23 protein-coding genes are annotated in these 23,855 nt (G+C 39.2%); 8 read left to right on the top strand and 15 right to left on the bottom strand.

All coding sequences use genetic code 11. The annotated features are described in order from the left end of the window. Window positions 1-2: 2 nt before the first annotated feature. On the top strand, window positions 3-1,916 hold the full coding sequence (locus HWV03_RS09940; protein WP_211679551.1) for a methyl-accepting chemotaxis protein: 1,914 nt from the start codon (window positions 3-5) through the stop codon (window positions 1,914-1,916). A gap of 121 nt (window positions 1,917-2,037) precedes the next feature. On the opposite strand, the gene HWV03_RS09935 is transcribed toward HWV03_RS09940, so the two are convergent. From HWV03_RS09935 to HWV03_RS09920, 4 genes are all read right to left on the bottom strand, one after another. Beyond that, window positions 2,038-3,501 carry a diaminobutyrate--2-oxoglutarate transaminase family protein gene (locus HWV03_RS09935; RefSeq protein WP_211679550.1) on the bottom strand — a complete coding sequence of 488 codons (1,464 nt, stop codon included), beginning with the start codon at window positions 3,499-3,501 and terminating at the stop codon, window positions 2,038-2,040. Between the two features lie 53 nt (window positions 3,502-3,554). Beyond that, complete coding sequence (nspC, locus tag HWV03_RS09930) at window positions 3,555-4,718, bottom strand: carboxynorspermidine decarboxylase (RefSeq protein ID WP_211679549.1); 1,164 nt, start codon at window positions 4,716-4,718, stop codon at window positions 3,555-3,557. Beyond that, complete coding sequence (locus HWV03_RS09925; protein ID WP_211679548.1) at window positions 4,718-5,938, bottom strand: carboxynorspermidine synthase; 1,221 nt, start codon at window positions 5,936-5,938, stop codon at window positions 4,718-4,720. Before HWV03_RS09925 ends, nspC begins: the two co-directional genes overlap by 1 nt. Before the next feature lie 119 nt (window positions 5,939-6,057). Beyond that, window positions 6,058-7,602 (bottom strand): pyridoxal phosphate-dependent decarboxylase family protein, encoded by a 1,545-nt coding sequence (locus tag HWV03_RS09920; RefSeq protein ID WP_211679547.1) that lies wholly within the window; start codon window positions 7,600-7,602, stop codon window positions 6,058-6,060. Between the two features lie 521 nt (window positions 7,603-8,123). Between HWV03_RS09920 and HWV03_RS09915 the strand changes: the two genes are divergently transcribed. Beyond that, the gene (locus HWV03_RS09915) at window positions 8,124-8,762 is read left to right on the top strand and encodes a M15 family metallopeptidase (protein ID WP_211679546.1); all 639 of its coding nucleotides are present in this window, start codon (window positions 8,124-8,126) and stop codon (window positions 8,760-8,762) included. Window positions 8,763-8,833: 71 nt separating this feature from the next. Here the strand turns inward: HWV03_RS09915 and HWV03_RS09910 are convergent, their stop codons facing one another. Continuing rightward, window positions 8,834-9,292: a nuclear transport factor 2 family protein gene (locus HWV03_RS09910; protein WP_211679545.1), complete on the bottom strand. Its 459-nt coding sequence runs from the start codon at window positions 9,290-9,292 to the stop codon at window positions 8,834-8,836. Window positions 9,293-9,552: 260 nt separating this feature from the next. Next, window positions 9,553-10,650 carry an RNA-guided endonuclease TnpB family protein gene (locus HWV03_RS09905; protein ID WP_211677026.1) on the bottom strand — a complete coding sequence of 366 codons (1,098 nt, stop codon included), beginning with the start codon at window positions 10,648-10,650 and terminating at the stop codon, window positions 9,553-9,555. A 427-nt stretch (window positions 10,651-11,077) separates the two neighbouring features. Between HWV03_RS09905 and sph the strand changes: the two genes are divergently transcribed. Continuing rightward, complete coding sequence (gene sph / locus HWV03_RS09900; protein WP_211679544.1) at window positions 11,078-12,541, top strand: sphingomyelin phosphodiesterase; 1,464 nt, start codon at window positions 11,078-11,080, stop codon at window positions 12,539-12,541. A gap of 97 nt (window positions 12,542-12,638) precedes the next feature. Here sph and HWV03_RS09895 read toward each other — a convergent pair whose 3' ends face one another. The 3 genes from HWV03_RS09895 to HWV03_RS09885 form a co-directional block, all read right to left on the bottom strand. Further along, on the bottom strand, window positions 12,639-13,085 hold the full coding sequence (locus tag HWV03_RS09895; RefSeq protein WP_211679543.1) for a hypothetical protein: 447 nt from the start codon (window positions 13,083-13,085) through the stop codon (window positions 12,639-12,641). Between the two features lie 13 nt (window positions 13,086-13,098). Next, a complete protein-coding gene (locus HWV03_RS09890) occupies window positions 13,099-14,424 on the bottom strand; it encodes an excinuclease ABC subunit B (RefSeq protein ID WP_211679542.1) in 1,326 nt (441 codons plus the stop codon). Between the two features lie 426 nt (window positions 14,425-14,850). After that, window positions 14,851-15,609, bottom strand: a complete 759-nt coding sequence (locus HWV03_RS09885; RefSeq protein ID WP_211679541.1) for a helix-turn-helix domain-containing protein — start codon at window positions 15,607-15,609, stop codon at window positions 14,851-14,853. A 125-nt stretch (window positions 15,610-15,734) separates the two neighbouring features. Here HWV03_RS09885 and HWV03_RS09880 point away from each other — a divergent pair, with 125 nt between their 5' ends. Continuing rightward, window positions 15,735-16,616 carry a hypothetical protein gene (locus HWV03_RS09880; RefSeq protein WP_211679540.1) on the top strand — a complete coding sequence of 294 codons (882 nt, stop codon included), beginning with the start codon at window positions 15,735-15,737 and terminating at the stop codon, window positions 16,614-16,616. A 30-nt stretch (window positions 16,617-16,646) separates the two neighbouring features. On the opposite strand, the gene HWV03_RS09875 is transcribed toward HWV03_RS09880, so the two are convergent. Further along, window positions 16,647-17,771, bottom strand: coding sequence for a DNA alkylation repair protein (locus HWV03_RS09875; protein WP_211679539.1), 1,125 nt, complete (start codon window positions 17,769-17,771; stop codon window positions 16,647-16,649). A gap of 128 nt (window positions 17,772-17,899) precedes the next feature. Next, window positions 17,900-18,313, bottom strand: coding sequence for a RidA family protein (locus HWV03_RS09870; protein ID WP_211679538.1), 414 nt, complete (start codon window positions 18,311-18,313; stop codon window positions 17,900-17,902). A 286-nt stretch (window positions 18,314-18,599) separates the two neighbouring features. On the opposite strand from HWV03_RS09870, the gene HWV03_RS09865 reads away from it, so the two are divergent. Continuing rightward, on the top strand, window positions 18,600-18,920 hold the full coding sequence (locus HWV03_RS09865) for a DUF6968 family protein (RefSeq protein ID WP_211679537.1): 321 nt from the start codon (window positions 18,600-18,602) through the stop codon (window positions 18,918-18,920). A gap of 155 nt (window positions 18,921-19,075) precedes the next feature. Beyond that, window positions 19,076-19,525 (top strand): SMI1/KNR4 family protein, encoded by a 450-nt coding sequence (locus HWV03_RS09860; protein ID WP_211679536.1) that lies wholly within the window; start codon window positions 19,076-19,078, stop codon window positions 19,523-19,525. A 66-nt stretch (window positions 19,526-19,591) separates the two neighbouring features. Here HWV03_RS09860 and HWV03_RS22575 read toward each other — a convergent pair whose 3' ends face one another. Next, window positions 19,592-19,792: a hypothetical protein gene (locus HWV03_RS22575; protein ID WP_255547153.1), complete on the bottom strand. Its 201-nt coding sequence runs from the start codon at window positions 19,790-19,792 to the stop codon at window positions 19,592-19,594. Window positions 19,793-19,908: 116 nt separating this feature from the next. Beyond that, window positions 19,909-20,586: a hypothetical protein gene (locus tag HWV03_RS22570; protein ID WP_255547152.1), complete on the bottom strand. Its 678-nt coding sequence runs from the start codon at window positions 20,584-20,586 to the stop codon at window positions 19,909-19,911. Window positions 20,587-20,918: 332 nt separating this feature from the next. On the opposite strand from HWV03_RS22570, the gene HWV03_RS09850 reads away from it, so the two are divergent. Together HWV03_RS09850 and HWV03_RS09845 are read left to right on the top strand one after the other, a co-directional pair. Then, window positions 20,919-21,779, top strand: a complete 861-nt coding sequence (locus tag HWV03_RS09850; protein ID WP_211675220.1) for a winged helix-turn-helix domain-containing protein — start codon at window positions 20,919-20,921, stop codon at window positions 21,777-21,779. Window positions 21,780-21,810: 31 nt separating this feature from the next. Continuing rightward, complete coding sequence (locus tag HWV03_RS09845) at window positions 21,811-22,251, top strand: hypothetical protein (RefSeq protein ID WP_255547151.1); 441 nt, start codon at window positions 21,811-21,813, stop codon at window positions 22,249-22,251. Between the two features lie 86 nt (window positions 22,252-22,337). Here the strand turns inward: HWV03_RS09845 and HWV03_RS09840 are convergent, their stop codons facing one another. Then, entirely contained in the window at window positions 22,338-22,967 is a 630-nt protein-coding gene (locus HWV03_RS09840; protein WP_211679534.1) for a LysE family translocator, read from the bottom strand. 292 nt (window positions 22,968-23,259) lie between these two features. Continuing rightward, window positions 23,260-23,817 (bottom strand): helix-turn-helix domain-containing protein, encoded by a 558-nt coding sequence (locus HWV03_RS09835; protein WP_211679533.1) that lies wholly within the window; start codon window positions 23,815-23,817, stop codon window positions 23,260-23,262. Window positions 23,818-23,855 lie beyond the last annotated feature (38 nt).

The following is a 23,855-nucleotide window of genomic DNA, read 5'->3' as shown; positions in this document are numbered from 1 at the left end:
ACGTGGATTTTCTATCAAGTTTTAAAGGACGAATAATATCTGTCATTATTCTGCTCTTAATAATCACCTTAACTATTTCTAATTTCTTTTCTTATCGCCAATTATCTTCTTCAATGTCGAGTAATATCAACGATTACTCGGCATTAAAAGTAGATACCACATCGGCAAAAATCAACACTTGGTTTCAGACTATTAAAGAAGGTCTGATTGCGACTGCACCCGATTTTTCGAAAACGCGTAATGACGAGCAATTAAACCTCATGGTTCGACAAATCACCGCGGCGACAAAAGCCAGTGATATCGTAGTCGGTTTTGCAGACGGTCGTTCTTATGGCGCAGCAAGTGGCAAGCGAGATTTGGCAAGTTACGATCCTCGTACACGAGACTGGTATACCCTAGCACAGCAAAAACGCACCACGATCGTAACTGCAATGTATAAAGATGCGCTAACTAAACAATTACTTATCAGTATTGCTTCACCGTTTTATAAAAATGGTCAACTTGAAGGTGTATTGCTTGCCGATATCGAGTTAGGAGTGTTGAATGAGATGGTTCGTGCATCAGCATTTGCCAACGCGGTAACAAGCTTACACGATAACCAAGGCACCACAATCGCATCAACAGAGCAGATCCGTAATCCAGGACAAAGCAGGCTAGCTGATGACAGGGGTTATTCGCAACTACAACAAGAAATGCTAAACAAAGATGAAGGCGTAACAAACTTCACTGTTAATGGTGCTGATAAAGTAAGCTACTTTGAAAGCATCAAGTTAGATGACTCGATAAGCTGGCATTTACTCATCACAGTAGACCAATCTGCTCACTATGCAGCAGTACAAGCGCTATTAAAAGACAGCATACTCAGTGCCCTGCTCCTTATTCTCGTTGCATCCGCTATCGTATATGCCGCACTTAATCGATTATACCGTCCAATTCTGGCGTTAAAGTCAACGATTGTAGACCTTGCTCAAGGCAACGCTGATTTAACACAACGCTTAGCAGTAAACAGCAATGATGATTTGGGTCAGATTGCCGAGGCGGTAAATCGATTCGTAAGCAACTTACAAGAGATGATGTTAGAAATATCACAATCAACAGATCATATTTCCTCAGGAATTGAGCAACTGAGAACGCAGACTGAGCACAATAATACAGTACTCATCGATCATGCGAGTGAAACAGACCAGGTTGTTGTCGCGATAACAGAAATGAGTTCAACCGCTGACAGCGTTGCCCAAAATGCGGCGCAATCTGCAACCTTTACTCAGCAATCTGCAGACGAGGCACATCAATCAAAAGCGGTTGTAGAAGGTGCTGTGCACGGGGTTGCAGACTTAGTTAATGAAGTTGAAGCAATGGCCCTGAACATTCAAACAATGAATGAAGACACCGATAGGATCAGTACTGTATTGAGTGTTATTGGTGAAATTGCAGACCAGACTAACTTACTGGCATTAAATGCCGCGATTGAAGCAGCACGTGCAGGTGAGCAAGGTCGTGGTTTTGCCGTTGTCGCTGATGAAGTGCGTACGCTAGCAGCACGCACACAACAAAGTACGTCTGAGATTAACGAAATGTTAGCCCGTCTACGTAACGGCGCAGACATGGTTGTTCGTGCGATGGACATCACCAAAGCCAGTTGTCAGCAAACAGCAACGACCACCGAAAGTGTTAATGATAACCTCGATTCAATGACCAATTCTGTCATGCAGATTAATGACCTAGGTATTCAGATCGCAACCGCAGCCGAAGAACAGAGTTCAGTAACGGAGGAAATCAACCGTAACATGACCATGATCCAAGGTATGGTTAATCAACTGACCGAAAACGGGGATAAAAACATGGACAGTACACGCAATCTAGCAAGTTCAAATGAACAATTAGTCGCTATTGTGGGTCAGTTTAAGCTGAGATAAGACGTTGTAAGTAACAAGCTAAACTACACAAACAAAAAAGGCCTTAAGCATTGTTTTATACAGTACTAAAGGCCTTTTTATTAAGTTGAAATGTTTGCGATACCTATTTAAGCATTAACCATTAACCAACTGAGTTAACCGCATCCGTTAAGATAGCGACAACCACATCAATCTCCTCAGCCTGGATAATCAGTGGCGGTAACATCCGAATAGTTGAACCAAAGCGGCCGCCTAATTCGATAATCAAACCTCGGCGTAATGCCGCTTGTTGAATACCTTTCGCACGTTGACCATCTTGCGGTAGATTACCTAACGCATCTCGTTCGCCATTAGGATCAACAATTTCGATACCTAACATCAAGCCACGGCCACGAACGTCACCGATAACATCACTTTCAATCGCTTCTAAGTCATGTTTTAACTTAGCGCCCATTGCACCCGCATGTAAGTGCAGTTGGTCTTGCGCAAGGTGACGCATCACCACCAACCCCGATGCCATAGCCAATTGATTACCACGGAATGTCCCCGCGTGTGCACCTGGTTCCCATTTATCAAAATCACTGTGATAAATGACTGCAGCTAATGGTTGGCCACCACCTAGAGCTTTAGATACCACGATCACATCAGGTTCGATATCTGCATGTTCAAAGGCAAATACTTTACCCGTACGCCCCATACCCGCTTGAATTTCATCAATGATAAGGACAATACCGTGACGTTTAGTAATATCACGTAAACCTTTAAGCCATGTTGGAGCTGCAGGTAATGAACCAGCTTCGCCCTGCACTGCTTCAACAATGATTGCAGCGGGTTTAGCAACACCCGACTCAGGATCTGTTAGCATAGTCTCTAGCTGATAAAGACTGGCTTTAATCCCTGTTTCACCTAATCCATAAGGACAGCGAGGTGCATACGGGAACGGCATGATTTGGACATCAGCCCCTGTCATACTCAATGCAGATTTAGGTCCTAAATTACCCATCATAGCTAACGCGCCATGCGTCATGCCATGATAAGCACCCGAAAATGCCAGTATAGAACGACGACCAGTGGCAATCTTAGCCAATTTTAATGCAGCTTCAACTGCATCTGAACCACAAGGGCTACACATTTGAATGCGTGCATGTTCAGCCATATTACCCGGTAGCAGATCCAATAATTGCGTCATAAACTGATCTTTAACAGGTGTCATCAGATCTAACGTTTGCATTGGTACTTCTGATTGCACAGCTTGTATCAAAGCTTCTGTCACATCGGGGTGACTATGACCCAGTGCTAACGTACCAGCAGCAGCTAAACAATCAATAAAAATCTGTTGTTCAGTATCTTCAACAAAGATACCTTGCCCGCGTTTTAACGCAAATGGCAAACGACGCGGATAACTGCGTGCATTTGATTCACGCTGTTCTTGGCGTTGTAAATAGCTATTAGTCGCTAGCACACGTGCTGGCTGACTCAGAAACGAAGCAAGATTTAACACAGCGGGCGTTTGTGGACGCATCACTGACTCATCATTATTCATTTCTGTCACATAATTTAAAACTTCGCTCACGTCGTTTCCAACCTTCTCTGATCTTTTATTCATAATTGCCACCTTGTGAAAGGTATCAGTCATATTGTTACTTACATTCGGCAAGATTAATCTTGACCCAACGTGGCCTTGAAATCCTGATAATCAAATTGATTCAAGGTTTCTATTTTACCTTCAACACGCGTCCCATTAACGTCATCGCTAGCAATACGCTTGTAGTAGATACTTGGCATTTTAAGGCCATTAAACCAGTTCAGTTTCACCATGGTGTAACCCGCTGAATCCTTAATAGTTAAACGATCACCGACTTGTAATGGCTGTGGAAAATTGGCCTCACCAAATATATCCCCCGCCAGACATGAACAGCTGCCAATAATGTAAGGATGTTCGCCATCTTCTCTTGCTTCAGCAAAACTCGCAGGCTCATTATAGATTAGGGTATCTAAACGATGTGCTTCAGTTGCACTGTCTACAATCGCGGTTTTTTTATCATTTTCAACAACATCTAATACCGACACAACTAGATCTGTCGTATCAGTAATAACCGCTTCACCCGGTTCCAAATAAAGCTGTACTTGGTGCTTCTCAGCAAAGGCTTTAAGCGCTAATGCTAAGTCCGCCACAGGGTAACCCGGATAAGTAAAGAACAAACCACCGCCTAAACTAACCCAAGATACTTGATCTAAGTGCGCAGAAAACTGCTCTGAAATTGTGTTCAGGATAGCGTTATAAGCAACAAAATCCTTATTTTCACAATTCATGTGGAACATCAAACCATCAAGTTTAGACACTGTTTCAACAGTAAGACCCGCTTGTTTAACGCCTAAACGAGAATAAGCGCGTGCAGGATCAGCAAGATCTTGTCCCGCATAACTCACTTCAGGGTTAATACGCAGACCAACGCTGCTCGCTGCGTTAAGCAAAGGCAGCATGCGTTCGAGTTGTGATACCGAGTTAAAAATGATTTTATCGGCAATATCACGCACAGAAATCACGTCATCTTCGCTGTAACCTACACTATAAGCATGTGTTTCACCGGGAAATGTTTCGTGACCGAGCTTTACTTCGTACGGTCCACTGCTGGTTGTACCGTCTAAATATTTACTAATGGTGTCGAAGGTTCCCCATGTCGAGAAACACTTCAACGCCAACACCAGTTTCACGCCAGAAAAATCTTTTAACTGCTTGCAGATCTCAAGATTACGCAACAGTTTATCTTCGTGGATCATGAAATACGGTGTTTTCAGGTTCGTTACTTCAGTCGTCGACATTACTCGCAATCCAACTCTTGAACTTCCCACGTTAGACCAATGCGTGGCATCAATTCTAAGAAGTCATCTGGATTAAGCTGCTCTACATTGAACAAACCAGCATCGCTCCACTTACCTTGGAAATAAAGTAGTGCGGCAGTGATTGCAGGAACACCCGTTGTGTAAGAAATCGCTTGGTGCTCAACTTCTTTGTAGGCTTCTTCGTGATCACAGATGTTGTAAACGAATACGCTACGCGGCTTGCCAGCTTTCGTACCACGTACCCATGTACCGATACAGGTTTTACCTGTGTAACCAGCAGCAAGTGATGTTGGATCCGGTAAGATCGCTTTCAATACTTTCAGTGGTTCAACCGTAATACCATCCGTTGTCGTTACTGGTATTTGGCTTAATAAACCAATGTCACGCATTACGTTAAAATAGTTTAGGTAGTTATCAGAGAAACCCATCCAGAATTCAATGCGTTTAGCAGGAATGAATTCTGCTAATGAACGTACTTCATCGTGCGCCATTGAATACACTTTTTGTTGACCAACAACTGGGAAATCAAATTCCATTACACGGCTGTGGCAAGGCACTTGATGCCATTCTTTGTTTTCAAAGTAGAATGAATCACCTAAGATCTCTAACATGTTTGTTTCTGGATCGAAGTTAGTTGCAAAGCGTTGACCGTGATCACCCGCGTTTACATCCATAACGTCAATGCTATCGATTTCGTCAAACAAGTGCTTATAAGCATACGTTGCAAATACGCTTACTACACCTGGATCAAAACCTGCACCAAGAATACCTGTGATACCGGCTTTTTCGAAGTCGTCACGGAATGCCCATTGTGGATCATAAGCCTCAGGTACTTGCTGACCTTCACTGCATAAATCCGTTGCAACAGATGTATCAAGGTAAGCCGTTTTAGTTGCTACACACGCAGCCATAATTGCCACGTTAACCCATGGAGGACCGGCATTGATTACAAGATCCGGATTCACTTCTTCAATCAGTGCAATTAGACAATCTTTGTTATCAACGTTGATTTCACGTGATACTAAGCTGCGAGTCTTGTCTTTTAAGTTGTCGCGATGATGAACACTTGTGATGATCTTGTCACATTTAGCGATTGTACGTGAAGCGATTGTGATATCACCAAACACGTCATTGTTTTGAGCACATTTATGCGCAATAACCCAACCAACACCACCAGCACCAATTTGTAATACAGACATATCTATTCCTTAAACTTATTCTTTATTGTTATTTTATAAATGGCAGATCTATTCGAAACAGATCAACCACTGTTATATTTATTGCTATAAACGCTAAGCTAGCGTTATTTGATATAGCTCTAATTGATATAACTTTGAAGTTCAGCAAAATCAGCGATCTTACTAAGCAGTCCTTCAAAATCACTTAACTGCAAGCATGGGTTCAAAATTGTCAGCTTTAGGCAGGTATAACCATTAATTTTGGTTTCGCCTAATACAGCCTGCCCTGCAGTTAACAGGTCTAAGCGTAAACGCTGATTGATCATGCTGATTTCTTCTTCATGCTCAATGCTTACATCACTGTTTGTAGATAAATGGTTATATCTAAATAATACGGTGCTTAATTGCGGTTGCGCCAACAGTTCAAACTTGTCTGTCGCTGTCACTAACCCGCCTACATCTTGCGTTAAGCTGATTAGGTGATCGTACATCGCACCAAATTTATCAGTCCCTAACGCTTGCATAGACATCAACAGTTTCAACGCATCAAAACGTTTTGTTGTCGCAATTGATTTATCCACCAAGTTTGGTAGTTCGTCAGTTTCACGATTAAGATAGTCCGCATGATGCAGCAGATATTTGAAGTTGTGGTTATCACGAATCAATAATGCGCCACAGCTAATCGGTTGGAAAAACAACTTGTGGAAGTCAGTACTGATCGAATCGGCTAGCTCAATACCAGCCAGACGCTCTTTGTGTGAGCTTAGGATCAATGCGCCGCCATAAGCACCATCAACGTGGAACCACATATTATGCTGTTCGCTGATAGCCGAAATAGCTTGCAGATCATCAATCGCACCAAGGTCTGTCGTACCCGCCGTACCAACTACACAGAATGGGATCAAGTTTTGCGACTCTAGATCTACAATCGTTGCAGTGAGTGCGTTAATATCTAAACAACCAAACTCGTCGGTCTCCACAGTAACCACTGCACGCTCGCCAAGTCCCATTAGGGATGCTGATTTTTGCACGGTAAAATGACTTGTTTGTGAGCACAGGATACGGAGCTTTTTCGCGTAACTTGGTAAACCGTCTTTTTGCACACTTTCACCTGAGATTTGTTCTACGGCACGGTCACGTGCCAATAACAGACCCATTAAGTTACTTTGCGTACCACCACTGGTAAAAACACCATCAGCGCCATTGCTTGTTGCTGACTGCTCAAGGTTATAACCGAATAACTCACACAACCAATCTGTCATTTTTTGTTCTACGTAGGTAGCAGAAGACGCTTGGTCCCATGAATCCATTGATTGATTTAATGCCGATATAATCGTTTCAGCAGCCAGTGCAGGGATTAACGGTGGCGTGTGTAAATGCGCAATACAATGCGGGTGTTGCACGATAATTGAGTTTTTACCAATGAGGTTAACATTGTTAGAAATGATTTCAGCCAAGGGGGCAATCGGCGACTTACCAATTGGCATCGCCATGATTTTTGCATTTAACTGCGCAGGTTCAAGCCCTGAATACGGTGCGTCAACAGCAGTAAACATCGCTGATAATTCGCGTGCAGAATGCTCGATAGCGTTAAGATAATGCGGTTGTGCTTTAGGATCAAGATGTACGAATACATCAGACCAATCACTGTTGTGATTTGCGTTTTGGTTTGAGTTTTTCATCATTCTTCAAATTTTAAATAAAAAAATGCATATTCGAATGTTTAATCGCCTAAAACCGTTTTAATCACGCTAAAGACAAGAGTTTAAACAAGCGAACAGATAGCTGCGTTGAGCAACAGATAGAAAATGCTAAATTTTAGGCAAAGCGGTAAAGCGCTCGCGCTAATCAGAGATCAGAAGTACGGTAGGGAAATACGAAATGTGTGATTAATGATTTGTATCACTGTATTTTAAAGTCCATATAAAAACAAAATAATCGAGGAGCTCGATTTAATGGCGACAATGTAATTTAAATGTAATTTAGATGCAAGTGTTTTATGTCACGGTTATTATAAATTAATCTGTAAATACAAGATCATTTGGTGATAACAACCAGTTTGGTAACAAAGCATATACATATTTAGACGGCTTAACACTACTGTTTATTTAAGATAATATAGCCCGTATATTGATGTGCGTGGCATTAAATAAGATTACTCGCTACCAAATTTGGCGTTATACGCTCGTATCTAGGAATAAAATTGATGACAAATATTGTTTTTGAACAAATACCAATACAAGAAAACGGTGAACCTCTGCTCTGTCTTGCTGAACTCGGCTTCATCCTTGAACCAGCCTATTTCAATATGGGCCTTTCAGATGACCCAAATCTCTATGCTAGAGAAAGCGTTGTAAACAAATTGATTCAGATTAGTAACCGCCTAGGAGAATACCGTTTCAAAATTTGGGATCCTTGGAGATCAAGAGAAGTCCAAAATAATATTTATAAAAAATATTGGTCAGAGCTCAGCACAGAGCACCCCGAATGGGATGAGGATCAACTGAAGGAGGAAGTTGGAAAGTTTGTCACTGTTCCAGATAATCCTGAACGAGTTCCACCTCATGCGACTGGTGGATCTGTTGATCTGACATTAGTTGACTTAGATGGAAACGAACTTGATATGGGGACTTGCTTCGATCACTTCGGAGTAGAAGCTGCAACGCTTTACTACGAAGAAGATGGAAGAGATATAGCGATAAGAGATAATCGCCGACTGTTGCGCCAGGCTATGGAAAGTGCAGGCTTTCGATCTGACGAAGATGAATGGTGGCATTTCGATTACGGAAATCAGCTCTGGGCGGCTCAGTTTGGTTATAGCTTTGCTATTTATGGCGAAAAATAAGCTTTCGTTTTCCACACCCCATTCCGATTAATATGGGGTGTAGAACGAAGGTAACAGCATGACGCTATCGTTTACGGCGCAGCTGAACTCTGACTTTCTAAAGGTGAGATATCTATGTATATATTAACAGCTCTCACCTTGTTATCACTGTTATAGATAAACGTATCGACAAATGGGATAGACACTTGTCTATTATCTTTTGTGGTATAAATCACAACCCCCTCTGCTGCTACATTACATTCATCTATCCAGATACGCTGCAACTTGTGACTCATCCCTTTAACAGAGCTAAAGAAATCTTTTTGTGCTTTGCGAATAGCCTCTCGCCCTTTAGAAGCGGGCCAATTAGCAAATTTAAACGTTGAATCATCAGTTATAACGGCTTGATACGTCTCAAGGTCTATACGTGCAGCATCAATCGCGGTAAAGGTGTCATACACAGTACTTTTAATAATGTTGCATTGATTCGCTGCTACGGCCGGAAAACTCAAAGCCGATACCAAGCAAATAATACCGATTTTTTTTATCATGATGTTCTCCTTAACCCTTCGCACTCTCGTGTTTAATTATTTTAATGAGTCTAGTTTAAGCGCAGGATTAGGGCAAATAGTAATGTTAGATAGCGTATTGAGCAGAGATTTTTTATCTCAAACATCTTGAAGCTCACCCAGCTAAAGCAAGGTGATTCTAGTCGTCAACGGTTTAAGCATTGTGATATTAAATCACTTTAGACTTCTAAAACCTCTTACAAGCATTTAATGTGTCGGTACTACCTACCGCCACAAATTATTTAAGCTGCTATCCTCAACCCTTCATTGTGAATATTGATAGCAGCGTTATGATCTCTGTCATGAGTTGCACCACACGAACAAGACCAGTTTCTTATCGCTAATGACCACTCACCTGAATACAGCGAGCCACATTCATTACACATCTTTGACGATGGGAACCACTGGCTAATAGCTGATACTTTACGCCCGTACCAATCCGCTTTATATTCTAATTGCCTTACTATTTCACCGAAATTAGCATCGTGGATATGTTTAGATAGCTTACGGTTCTTAACCATATTTTTGACTTTCAATGACTCGATCCCTATCACTTGGTTTTCGTTTATAAGTGTCGTCGTCATTTTATGGGTAAAGTCTTTACGGCAATTTGCTATCTTTTCGTGAATCTTAGCAAGGGTCAATTTTTGTTTATTGAAGTTGTTAGAGCCTTTTTTCATTTTGGCTAATCTGCGTGATGCCTTGGCGAGTTTTTTCGCGTATTTATTGGTTAATCGTGGATTATTGAACTTTGTTCCGTCCGAACAAATCGCTAAGTCTTTAATACCGACATCAACACCGACGGTCTTATTCACGACTGGTAGCTGCTTAACATCTTCTTTTACAAGCATTGATACAAAATATTTACCTGATGTTGTCTTTGATACCGTTAATGAGCTGGGTGTACCAGTAAACGGCCGTGACCATTTAATCTTTAATGCTTGCTTCATTTTGGCGAGTATTAGTAATTGCTTGTCCGCGCTCCATTTGAAGCCGTTACTCATATAGCTAGCAGATTGATTACCGTGTTTATGTTTAAACTTAGGATAACCAAAACCTGATTTAAAAAATGACTTAAAGCCTTTATCGAGATGCTTTAGTGATTGTTGCAATGGCACGCTAGAAACAGCTTTCAACCATGAAAAGTTGGGATTTTTTTTAAGCTGAGTGAGGTTTTTACTCCAATCGTTATAATTGGTTTTATTACCCAATTCGTATTGCGCTTTAGAGAAGCCAAGCGCTGAATTGTAAGCGAAACGAACACAACCAAATGTATGAGCAAGTATTGTTACCTGCTCATTGTTTGGGTAGAACCTGTATTTATACGCAATAAGTTTCAATTTTCAGCACCTTACATGACTGTATATATACACAGTACTAAGTTCTAAACTTAGACTCTATGTGCAAATATGTCAATATTAGTAACAAAAAAAAGTGCTTATTGCTACGCAATAATGACTTACATCACCGCCCTAAAGGACAGTGTTTTTCGTCAAAGGTGATAAATACATCTTTGATTAAAATTTCATACCCGGTTAATTCTAAAATATGACAATAAGATAAAATAACTAAATATGCCCTTTATGCTCAGTTATTTTCACGCATATCCATTCTCATAAAGTCTTCATAAATAGATTAAATCAGAACCACTTAACACTATAATTATTATAATAAATATTTGATGTTTTTATATGAATACCCGTATGTAAGTTATAAGTGCTGTATGACACTATTGAAATACAATAAAATAATAAACGATGGACTCAAGTGAATATTAAACATCTAATTTTAGCTGCACCTATACTAACAAGCTCGATGATTAACGCCGAGGAATACACGGCTCCACCTAAAATAATGAGTTATAACGTGTATATGCTCTCAAGCACACTATTTCATACCAGCCAAACGAAAAGAGCGGAACTTCTTACACAATCCAACATTTTTGACATCACAGATATTGTTTCTTTTAACGAAGCATTTGATAATGAAAGTAGTCAAATTATCTCTGATGGATTAAAAGAACGCTTCCCTTATTACACCCCTGTTCTAGGTCGACAAATAAATGGTTGGGACAACACAGACGGAAATTGGAGTCCGTCAACCCCCGAAGATGGCGGTGTATTTATGATGAGCCGTTATCCGATAATCTACAAAGCACAGCATATATTTTCCAATGCTTGTGGCGCAGACGGTCTATCTCAAAAAGGTTTTGTTTACATCAAAATTAAGAAAGATAATAAGTTATTCCATATTATCGCCACACACGTACAGGCAGATGATCCCGGTTGCTCAAATCCAGCCTCTATACGAGCTCAACAATTCGAAGAAATTACCCAGTATATCGCCCAACAAAACATCCCGAATAATGAAATGGTCATCATTGCAGGCGATTTGAATGTAGTCAAAAATTCAACTGAATTTAATTCAATGTTATTAGCTTTAAACAGCTCTGAACCCGACAGTTTTGCTGGTGCTGACTATTCATGGGATCCAACTGTGAATGCGTTAGCATACGACAGTTATCCCAACCTAAAAGGTCAATTACTCGACTATATCTTGGTTGAAAAGAATCACCAACAACCTCAATTTTGGCACAACCAAATACTCGATGTGATATCACCGAAAGTAGAAATATCAGGCACACTTGACAAATATTATGCTTATGAATACTCAGATCATTTCCCTGTAACCGCTTTTGAATATGCTGATAACACGACACTAGCCCAAAGCTTTAGACCAAGCAACACACCGTACAACAATATCAAAATTGAACACGTAGATACGGGTAGTTACGTTAAAGCTGATACTGAGCAGTGGATCACAACCGCCGATATGAATAATCCGTTATCGATAGAATTTAAACTTGATACTTGGATACCTAAAAATGCATTTTGCGTACATGATGATGATTACATCCAACTATCACTCACAGGTAACTATTCGAATTACTTTTGGAATTGGAATTTGTCGGGTTATTACTACGCACGAGAAAATAATGCCGCTGATTACTTAAAAATACGACGTAAAAACCCGCAAAGCGGCTGTATCAAAGATGGTGATGAAATCTATATGTATGATCATTCAGAATTAGGACCTGATGAGTACCTGCTACCCGATGGACACGGATGGATGATTTCAGCAACAATGCCATTTAAAAACGATGGCCTATTTGTAATAGAAATGCCTGAAGCTACCTACACAGATTGGTCGCATGAACTGTATTACCGTTAGTCAATAAACAAAAGGTGATGGTGAAGTTTATAATTTGAAGGCGTTGAATAAAAAAACCACTGCTAAGCAGTGGTTAGAAGTACAGTTAAATTATAACTTAGTTAATATGTTTTGAGATCACACTAGATAACACAGTAGCAACTTTCATATCAGCTGTATCTTTACCAACATTATAAGTATTAATTTCTCTTGTTTTTAAATCATGAATATTACTAATTGCAATAACATCACGTTGAACACCAAAACCAAAAAGGTCAATCATTAATGTTTTATTGTTTGATTTATCACCAATGATAACAATAGCGTTATACGCAGATAACATCTTTTTAGTCAGTTGATCAGCTTTAGTAATATTACTATCAATAAATAAGATGTCGGCATTAACAACACCCCGGCTTCTGGGCTTACCTTGCTCAAGCTGTAATTGTTGCATAGCAAGAAAAACACCATTATTTTGAGCGCTAACAGAATCTAAACTTGATGCATTCACGCCAGATGTAAGTAGTAGCATGCCTACAGCAATAGTATTTTTAAATAAATTCATCTCGATCACCCTATTATAATAATGTTTCTTTTTTAAGACGGAATGTTTGACCTTTTTGGTCAGTTGTACATTCTGTAGCAACCACAACACCGTAATCAGCATCCGCTATTTTTGTATCTTCGTCTGCAATATCCCAATTAGAGCCATACATATTTAAATGTGTACGAGCAATTTTAAGTGAATTACCAAAAATAAGGTTTTGCGACGTACAAGAACTAGAATCCTCTGTGTAATTCTCTTGCCATGCTTCATAACTTGTTAAAGGATAGCTACGATAAAGGTCTTCACCCCAAATTTCTGCCGCATTGACAACACGATTCCAGCCATCATTACTAGCCTGATAATCTTCAGCAGCTGCCCCTAATGCAAGAGTATTGATTTTTTGCGTAACAGCAGTACCAATGTCATTACCTTGACCTACAGATTTCAGCGTCAATACATTATGTGTTTGAGATGAAGATGTCGTTTGATCGAATCCAAAACCAACGCCTAAACCAGCAGAAGGTCCATCTGATTTACTCGCCTGAAAATCACCAGTAATATTAAAGCTGAAAGAGGTACTATTAGCAATATCAACCGTATTTCCAGCCGCATTGGTTGATGATGGAAATGTTTCAGTACCAATTAACTGGTTCCCAAACCCCTTCCCTTGAGGAATACAGCTTGCATTTATAGCACCATCACCGCATGTGTCAGCTAAATATTTCCAAGTTAAACGCTCAATTTCCGAGTCGTCATTAGTCTCTTGCATAGCTTTAAATTCCGCCGAGGCATATGCAGATTCACCAGCAATATAATTAAACTGAGAATTACCATGGAAAACTTGCCCAATATATCCTTCCCGGTACCAAAAGAATGGAAGAACATTTTCGTCATACCAACTTATTTCACCACCGTAATTAACAGTCTGTTTTGATACATCGACAGAACCATCAACAATAACGACATAGTCTGTTTTATTCGATTGCGAAAACATTAATAAGTCGATGGTACGGGCAACATCAAGTTGCTCCGTAACAGGGTAACTATTGCTGCCATCTTGGTAAGCGCCATTAACAGTAGTCAAATAGTATGTATCTTCAATTTGACCATCAGTAAACCGTACGGCTTGGCATAAGTTGCTAATATGTCCAGCACCTTCAGTCTGACTAAGTACACTATTAATATACTTGACTTTCTGATTGAAAACATCACATGCAGTTCTTGGGTCTTTATATGCTTGAAATTGATCAGCACCGTGGAAATAAGCATCATCAATACCATCAATTGGACTTGAATTAGCTAAACCAGATGCAACGAATAGAGCTGCATAGCTCATTTTAAAATATTTTTTATTCATGAAATTCCTTTCCTTGTATATCACTATAAAAAGATCGTAATTAAACACAGTCAGTTAATGTTAAGTACTTGTCTACCTAGCGTTAATAGCTGACATTTAACACTCATGAAAGTTAACATTTAAGATCTAAATAAGCATAAAAACACCATCAAACTTATGTGAATAAAAAATCAAATTAATATAAACGCATTATCAAATAGAACACACATTATCAACCGTGCTAAAAAACCAACAAAACAATATTTTGATACTATCAACGTGACTTGGTGATACGAATGTGCTGACTCGCAATGCGAAATAGATTTAATAGATTTAATAGATAGATTATTTCAATATTGGGGGAATGGATTAAAACTAAGTTAATAATAACGACGAGGTAAACTGCCGATCATCTATCCTCTAAATATAGAGGACATTCGATACGCGCTAATTTTTAAATCCTGGTACTTTAAAGTAATTCGCAAGATCAAAAGGCGTTGTTGTCGCTACCATCTTAAACGGTTGAAGCTCTTCTGCAGGATAGAACATTTGATCGAGTGTCGCTTGCTGCTGAAAACGAAAGTACAGATTATCAACTTCCTGATAGAACTGCTTACTGCTAGACGCACTCAATAATCGACTAGCAGAGTAAAAGGGATAATTACTGCCGGTATGTGCAGTGATGGCTTCCTTGATAAAACGTTGATTTACCCTAACTAAAGTACTGTGCATCGGTCCATCAGACCGCCATTTAATCGGTCTGTTTACCACAAAGTAAAAGTGATTACCCTGCCCTAATCGAATCAAAGACAGTTTTTCTAATTCACGTAAGTACAGATATATATCTGTCTGCAGTAAGTCATTCTGCTTCGCGATTACTTTTAAATCAAAGTCACTTATCAATAACATAAAAAATGACATTAATCCGTTATTTGCCACCAGCGCAGATTCTATTTCAATAGGTAATACAGTTGGTTCTGTTGGGCTGTTACTCGACAGTTCGACTAAGTCACCAAAGTTAACCCCAATCGCTTTGCAAATATCCATTAACCGACTTAACTTACAATCCTGATCTTTAAATAACCGCTTAATCGTGGGTTCTGACGTATTCATTAGTTCAGCAAGGTCACGATAACGTAGTCCTTGTGACTTTAAAACCTGTTTAAGCGTACTGAATAGCCCAGTACGTTGTCGTTGTTCATCCATGATCTGATCCTAAAGTTAAAAATAAGTATCAATTCCTAATACTCAACTAAGCACACATTGAATTGTGCTCAACTATTGATAACCTAATTGGCGTGCTTAATCAACAAACTAAAGGGAATTGAACCATGAGCCAATGGAATAAAATAAAGAAAACAGCATTAACCCTCACCGTTATTACAACAGCAATCACGAGCTACGCCGCACATGCTAAACAGCCTGAGTGGACAATAAACAACTTAGACCAACCGGAGTCGGTAGTCGCCAGTACTGATGGACAATTTATCTATATTAGTAATATTAATGGTCAGCCAATGGAGCTTAATGGCCAAGGTTACATCAGCATCGCCAATGTAAACGGAAGAATGGTTGACCAACATTGGCTTAAAGGATTAGACGCGCCAAAAGGATTAGCGGTATCCGGTCAGTATTTATATATCGCAGACATGCAGAAACTCGTCAAGGTAAACACCAGTACAGGTAAGATAGAGGATAGCTATACAGCACCAAACGCTAAAATGCTTAACGATGTAACAGCGACAACTGACGGTACGATTTATGTTAGCGACTTGCTCGAAGACACTATTCATCGACTCAAAAATGGTAAGTTTGAAGCTTGGTTCAAAAGCACTGCATTACCCCATCCTAATGGCTTATATGCACAGCAAGGTGAACTGTTAGTGGGCAGTTGGGGTAAAGGCATGAACAGCGACTTTTCGACCGCCGAACTTGGTTCACTATTACAATTAAACATTGTAGAACAACAGTTATCGACAGTGCCGACTGGATATAAACTCGGAAATCTCGATGGGGTCATAGTGACAGAGGATGATTCGATCTATGTCAGTGACTGGCTTTCTGGTGAACTGTTTAAACAGCAAGGAAAAGAACGTAAATTGGTATTAAGTTTAAAACCGGGCTTGGCAGATATAGGCGCAAACAAACAATATCTATTCGCCCCTATGATGATGGATAATGAAGTTAGCGCATGGAAATTCAGTGACTTTTAGTCATGAGCATCCACTCGCTTATTAAAACGATCAACTTGTTAATTCAAAGCTATACAACGCCTCTTTTTCAGTACTGATCTTGCTTTCCTGGCCATTAATAATAATGGCCAGTTTATGCATGCCTAAATGAAACACACGGGTACTGATCACTTTAAAGCTTTGATGACGCGTTATCTGTTCTTCTGTATTCCCAGCAATAACGCGTTCAGTGATTTTAAATACTTTTCGCGCCAATGTTCCATTCTTTTTAAGATAATACAGTCCGTATTCCAAACGTAATTTTTGTGGAGAACCGCTCGTGTTATTAATCGTGAAGTTAAACGTCAGCTTGCCCCCTACTTTTACAACCGGTGTCGTGATCGACATTTCAGTAAGCGTGATTAGGTCTTGTTGAAAGCCAAACAGTGCCATGATCTCTGGCTGAGCTTGCTTGAGTAAAGTACGACACGCATGTTTGACGAGTTTATCTGTCAGTGCGTTGTCTCCTAACCACAGCGTTGCTACATGCACTACTACATTGCTGTTATCTTTAGCAATGTCATTGAGATTATTCGCTACACTGCGCCTCACAACTTCACAGTCATCGTATTTCAATGCTGTTAAAATGGGTAACAAAGGCGTCGGATCTTTTTTAAATGCTGGCAATGCCATCGCCCAAGGTAATCTCGGTCGTGAACCTTCGCTGGCTAAGCGGCGTACATGGCGACTCTCGTGTGTAGTCCACGCCTGCAGCTGCACTAACATTTTAGCAGGATAACGTATAATGAAAGGTCTAACAGCAAATTCACAGCTGGTGTATTGGGTTACATATTCAAAGCAATCGACAGCACTGTCGTAATAGTCCAATCCATATGTCTCGATATAATCAGGCAAACACATATATTCAATACTGCGTTCTTTAATCCCCTGTCCACGCAGTTCATCAATAATGCGTTTGAGAGTTACAACAGCAGAGCTAAAATCTTCAGGCATAAAATGATCTAAGACTTCCGCCGTATGATGCATACGCTGCTTTAGTTCATAATCAGCAAAGCGTTCATTAAAGATCATTTGGTTAAATTTAATGGAATCAAAGTCAGGTAATACCTTAATTAACACACCCGAAAATTGCTCATAAAATGCAGGGCAATAAACGTCCTTAAATAACTCAGCCATAAGTAAATTCTCATCCTAATGGTAATCAATGCGGCGATTGATAAAACTGTATGGATAAAACTATATAGCAAGAGTGGATTAATTTAAATGATTTGGGCTAGTGTGATAACTAAAATCTCCAACTAGCATTACCTTGCTAGCATCATTTCATATTCAACCATCATATCGGCCATACCTAAGCGTTGAACATAACGTAATGTACCAGTGGCAGGTTTAACTTCTACATCAATCAAAAATTCTTCCCATACTGCCGCGATTTCACCAAATTGCTCTCCACTGACTTCATTAACGAATGTCCAATCAGTGCGCACGATATCATCGATGCTGAATCCAGCCTCTTCTAGAAAGTCCTTCATTTGTGCAAGAATAAGTCGTGTCTGTGCAACTGGATCACCTGGATGTTGAGTTATAAATTGCGGGTTACAATCGGCATGACCCGTGACAAAAAATATCTCCTTGAAGTCACTCAATTTCAACCCCCAACTGAAAGCATTACGCATGTCAGGTAAATTTTTGTTATGAAATCCTTGTTTATTCGCCATGGTATTTTCCCTTATGTTTTATCCGTTTAGTCCTTGCAGACCCGATAACGCTACTTTGCCAAAACTAATACATATAGTCTAATTGATGATTTATATAGTATTCATTGATAATATGAATGTGATTGAGAAATACGCCTATCATCCCATATAAAATAATCTATGTTTGGCCTACTGTTCGAGTTAATACCGCAGCGGCGTTTACTGCAAAAATGATGTTATTCTGTATACGAGACATGCAATAAGTATAAATATGGCATTTTAAAATATATCTTGATGATAGAAGAAGATGACGGAGCAACAATTGATCACGAGTGAATATGTAGCAAAAAAACCAGATGATACCTTATTAACCTTGAAAGTTTGTATTGGTATACCAGAACCTGATGGTGCAGATTTCCGCTGTAAGGTTGAAATTACAGCGCTGTCATTTTGTGAATACGTTTATGGCATTGATGCTCTGCAGTCGCTCTGCTTGGTTGTTCAATGCTTAAAATACGTTTTTGAGCCATTAGTCCGAAAGGGATGGACGTTTTATTTACCTCAAGACTTAGAGTATGAATTAGACATATTATCAGTCTACTTTCCAACGCAATCTACAGCGAGCTAACCGCTACTTACCAATACTTTCTGACAAATAATAAATACATCAATAATAAATTGAATCATCTGCTCATCATGTGTATCTTGTTTTCATTATAAAATTAAGACGAATTTAATCGTAATCACGGTAATAGTCCGTTAGCGATTTTGGAGTACTTTGAAATGAATAGCATTGATACATTTGTAAAAAACTGGGGCAGTAAAAACGCCATGGTACCAATCAATACTCAGGATATTACAGAGCTTGAATCAAAGTTGAAGGGAATTTTACCGGACTCATATAAATATTTAATCTCTACCTATGGCTTGGTTCACACGCCAAATGTATTAACTAAAATTTGTGATTTGAATTCCGATATTTCTGAAGTACAAGATTTTTTAAGCCTGGAAGATGTCGCTTCGCTATCACAGCTATATGAAATGAGCGGCATGCCAAAGGGGCATATTTTGTTTGCGTCAGATTGTAAGGGCAACATGTTTTGTTTCAAACTTAGCGATTGTGCAAGTCAACAAACAGATGTGCCGGTATGGTTTTTTAACTATGGTGTTTGCAGTGTCACGCAAGTATCTAATTCTTTCACCGAATGGCTCGATGAGTTCAACGAGCTTTAAGATGTCCTACAATAAAGTGAGTAATATCTATCAATATTGATAGATATTACCTCCAAAAATTTGGATTTACAATTTTTCAATCGCATCATTAAACTTCAAGCTTTCTATTTTTTGAAGCGTTACCTTTCCATCACCACTATCTCTATGATCTTCAACTAAATATGAGTTACCACTTAATTTAGTTATTGTATAATTGCCTACATCACCAGAAAATATAACGGTATTACTACCTGAATTCCCTGTAATGTTATTGTCGAGTTCATTCACAACAACATTCGTATTTTTATTACCCGTTAAACTAACGTCTTTTAAGTATCGAGAATGGTTTGTGTACGGCTTTAACTCATTATACCTAAGACTGAATGTCCCATCGAAACTTTCATCTATTCGAGCATTGTAAGTTCTACAATCCAATCTTTATTGTCATTGCGCAAACCCCATATACGACCTGTCATAGCCCCGACTTTTGCGCTTCGAATATCGCTTTGATATGCAGGTAGTGAACCTATAAACTCTTCATTTTGGTCAACACCAATACCAGTGTCATGAACCATATGCAAAATTTCTTCAAATGTTGCATCTCGGTGTTTATAATCTTGCTTGATATACCACTCATCTCCTTCCACTTGAATTTCATTTTGGTAGAGCGGTTGACCATCTAATTCACCTGCCGGGTTCTTCCCATCATCACTTCCATTTAGTAATAGTAACGTAGCACCATTCCCTGCCATTTTATTAGCAACCGAAGACTTATCACTCCCATACTTAGATGAAGTATAATTCGTTAAATAATGAACGAGAACCGAGCGAGCTCTGACTATTTGGTTATTGCTTAACTGATCTTGAGCAATAATATGTATTGCCTGTCCATTTGGTGTAATTACAGCAGTATATCGGTCAAACCTAAGCGCTTTCGTATATTTATCTGAAAGCGCTTTAGGTACTGATAAAATACCAACGACTGTCACTGTTGATGAAGTAGAACTAGAACTAGAACTAGAACTAGAGTTACAGCCAACTAATAAAGAAGTAATAATCATTGCGGCTATATACGCATACATACCTTATACACTCCCTTACACACCATAATTGAGCAAGTAAATGGATTTTTAATCCGTTAATTAAAAGCTATACAGTGCCCCTTGGTCAGGACTAACCTCGCTTTCTTGGCCATTAATAATAATGGCCAATTTATGTATGCCTAAATTAAATATCAAAACTATATTAATTAAACTTTAAATTTATCAAAAAATTCTCAAACTCATGATTTTTAGGGTTTATGCTTTCAATTTATCGCTCTCTGTAATAGTCTATGCCCACTCTATATCTACACCTTAATTCACATGAAAAATTAAGTTATACTTTTTATGATAAATAACATACCGGCGTGTCTATGTATAAAGTAAAGCAGTGGGTTCTTATTTCAGATTACTCCATGTTGAAAAACACAATCACAGATGAAGAAAAGCGCATAGGGAGCCACGACTTTTTAGTCTTGCTTCTATTATGTGAAAATTCGGGAAATATTGTACATAAACACAAATTATTAGAATATGCTTGGGCTGGAAAGCATGTATCTGAAGGTTCAGTAGCACAAGCTATTAGTAATATACGCAATGTGATTGACGATAATGGTAAAGATCAAAAACATCTAAAAACTATCCCCAAAATAGGTTATAAGCTAGACAGCTGTGTCGTTGAGATCATAGATGATCCTACTTTTGATCGTACTCTAATCGAAGAAAAAGCTGAGGGGAAAATATTATCCCCTGATACAAGTGAGCAAGAAAAAAATACTCACGATGCCTCTATCCCAGCTCAAAAGGATATGGCTAACCATTCAATAGGCAATAAATATAGTTGGCTACACTCATGGCAATTTATTAGTGGTGTTATTTGTCTGCTTATTGCTTTCATTTATCCATCGATAAGAAAGCATGACATCAATACTCCTGATACCACATCGATAATAGTTCCAGAAACGATAACAGATAGTGCCAGCCTCACCATGTTTTGGGATAACAAAGAGCGAGGGGAAATAGTTTCACTACGCTTACTTCCCTATATAGAGGCATTACAGAAAACGCATCCCCCTATTAGATTGGTTATTATGCACGTAGAAAACACACTTTCTCTCGTTATATTAAAAGAGTCTCTCAAACCAATCAATGTCATTTTCATGTTAAATAGTGGTGATGATGTAGAATTAATAACTCAGTTAATCAAGGACGAAATTCAATATCATGAACATTAGGACCGCATTTTTTTGTTTTGGCTTCATTATTATGATGACGTCCATTATTGTCAGCCTAAAAACAGGCCCTAAGGCAGCAATTAATGGAGCAATGTTCATCCACTCTTCTGATGGATCTTACAATGCAACACGTCATTTTGAAATGTTTGTGAAGAAGCATACCTTTGAGTCCAATGTCATATTTACGGAGACAGGACTGAAAAATATCATTGAGGCTAAAAGTACTGGAGAAATAAATAAAAATGCACCGGGTCAATACACAATAACTCTCTTTAATGAAACAGAGAATCGAGCATACATCAAAGATTACAACAAGATCCCTTTATATAATGAGTATATCAGTGCTAACCGTAAATTAGCTGACTATCAAAAAATCCAATTAGTTGAAGAGTTAAACAATGATTATATGATCGTCGCTACTAATGGATGGGCTCCCCATATGATAGCGATTCAAGTGGTGGTAAAGGAGTGATCGTTAAAAACATACCGAATTCTTTCAGTGAATAGCTGAAAGAATTCAACAAATTTTAAGTTAACAAAAATAAAGAAAAGAGAAAATCACACCCTAGTACTGGCTAAACTCACGCCAAAACTAACAAAGAGTCCACCGCTAACATAGTTTAACCACTTCGCTATTTTAGGTGTTGTCAGCAACGCTTTAAGCTTCGTAGCAAAAATGATGACCACAAGGAACCAGCTAGCCACAACCAACGCCTGAACAAGCCCTAGCATCATGCTTTGTTCTAAAATATGTTGTGGCGAAATAAATTGGGGGAAGATAGACAAATAGAACAACACAATCTTGGGATTGAGTAAATTGGTTAACAATCCTTTTGTAAAGCTACTAAGTAAAGACGGGTTAATCGCGCGTTTATTCGGATCTAATGTTAACTCAGACAGCTTTAGGCCGTTTTTGATATTACTCACGCCTAGCCACAGTAAATAACCGACCCCTAACCATTTAAAGAGATTAAAAGCCACAGCAGACTGTGACAGTAACAGGCTTAACCCTTGCGCTGATACAAAGGCATGAATCAGAAAACCGAAACCTACACCGACTATATTAACGAACGCAAATCGCTTACCTTGAGCCAATGAGGTATACAAAATGAGTAATGCATTGGGGCCAGGGATAATAGCCAATAAAAAAACAATGCCAGCAAAGGCCATCAAGGTATGAATCGTCATATTTAAATCCCAATAAAAGTCTCGGCAACATGCCAAACAAGCTTTGTAAAAGCGTATTATAGCGAGATTAATCGTTCAATAGCCAATTCCTCTTACCTGAATCCACTCGCATTCTATAGACACCTAGGCTATGCATTGATTGAAAAACCTAACATTCCTCTGTTTCACCCTTGCTTTGTCACATCAAATCGCCTTATTTTTCGGCTAAAGTGTTGCAACTGATATGACCTTACGCATAACGTTATTGACAATAAGTGAATGAATGAACTAACTAAGTATCCCATCCTATTGGTCATCGGTGTTCCGAAATCAACATGGCACAAGTTCTTTCGTCTAATGCTTCAAACATATGCGGCAAGTCGCCGGGATAGGTAATATAGTCCCCTTCACTGAGAACGTAAGCGTCTGATTTTAGACCGACTCTGGCACGTCCTTTCGTTATAATCACGTGTTCTATGACTCCAGGATTGTGCGATTTTGAATAGAAAGGTTCACCTAGACTCACTTCAATCCAGTATATATCACGACTTACATTGGCCGGACACGAGGAAAGCAAAGTAGCTTGATAGTCTTTACACTTAGAAAATACGGATTCTCCTTCACCATAGCGAATGACTTTCGTCTTTGGACTTGGTGATTCGATCAGACGTGAAAAAGGGATATCCAGCACCACACAAATGGACCATAGGGTTTCAATACTAGGGTTACCTACTCCATTTTCTAATTGAGATAAAGTTGATTTGGCTATACTTGCACGTCGAGCTGTTTCCGCAATGCTTAATCCTGAGCGCTGTCTTTCTGCGCTAAGTGTTGCAGCAATTTGTTCAATAGGTGGTTTATTCTTTGTCATGACGGTTGATGTACCTCCTCGATGAATCCCATCGTTCG

It is taken from the genome of Moritella sp. 36, assembly GCF_018219415.1.
Lineage (GTDB): Bacteria > Pseudomonadota > Gammaproteobacteria > Enterobacterales > Moritellaceae > Moritella.
The sequence above is the reverse complement of the archived record's forward strand: the minus strand, read 5'-3'. Positions and strand labels throughout refer to the sequence as shown.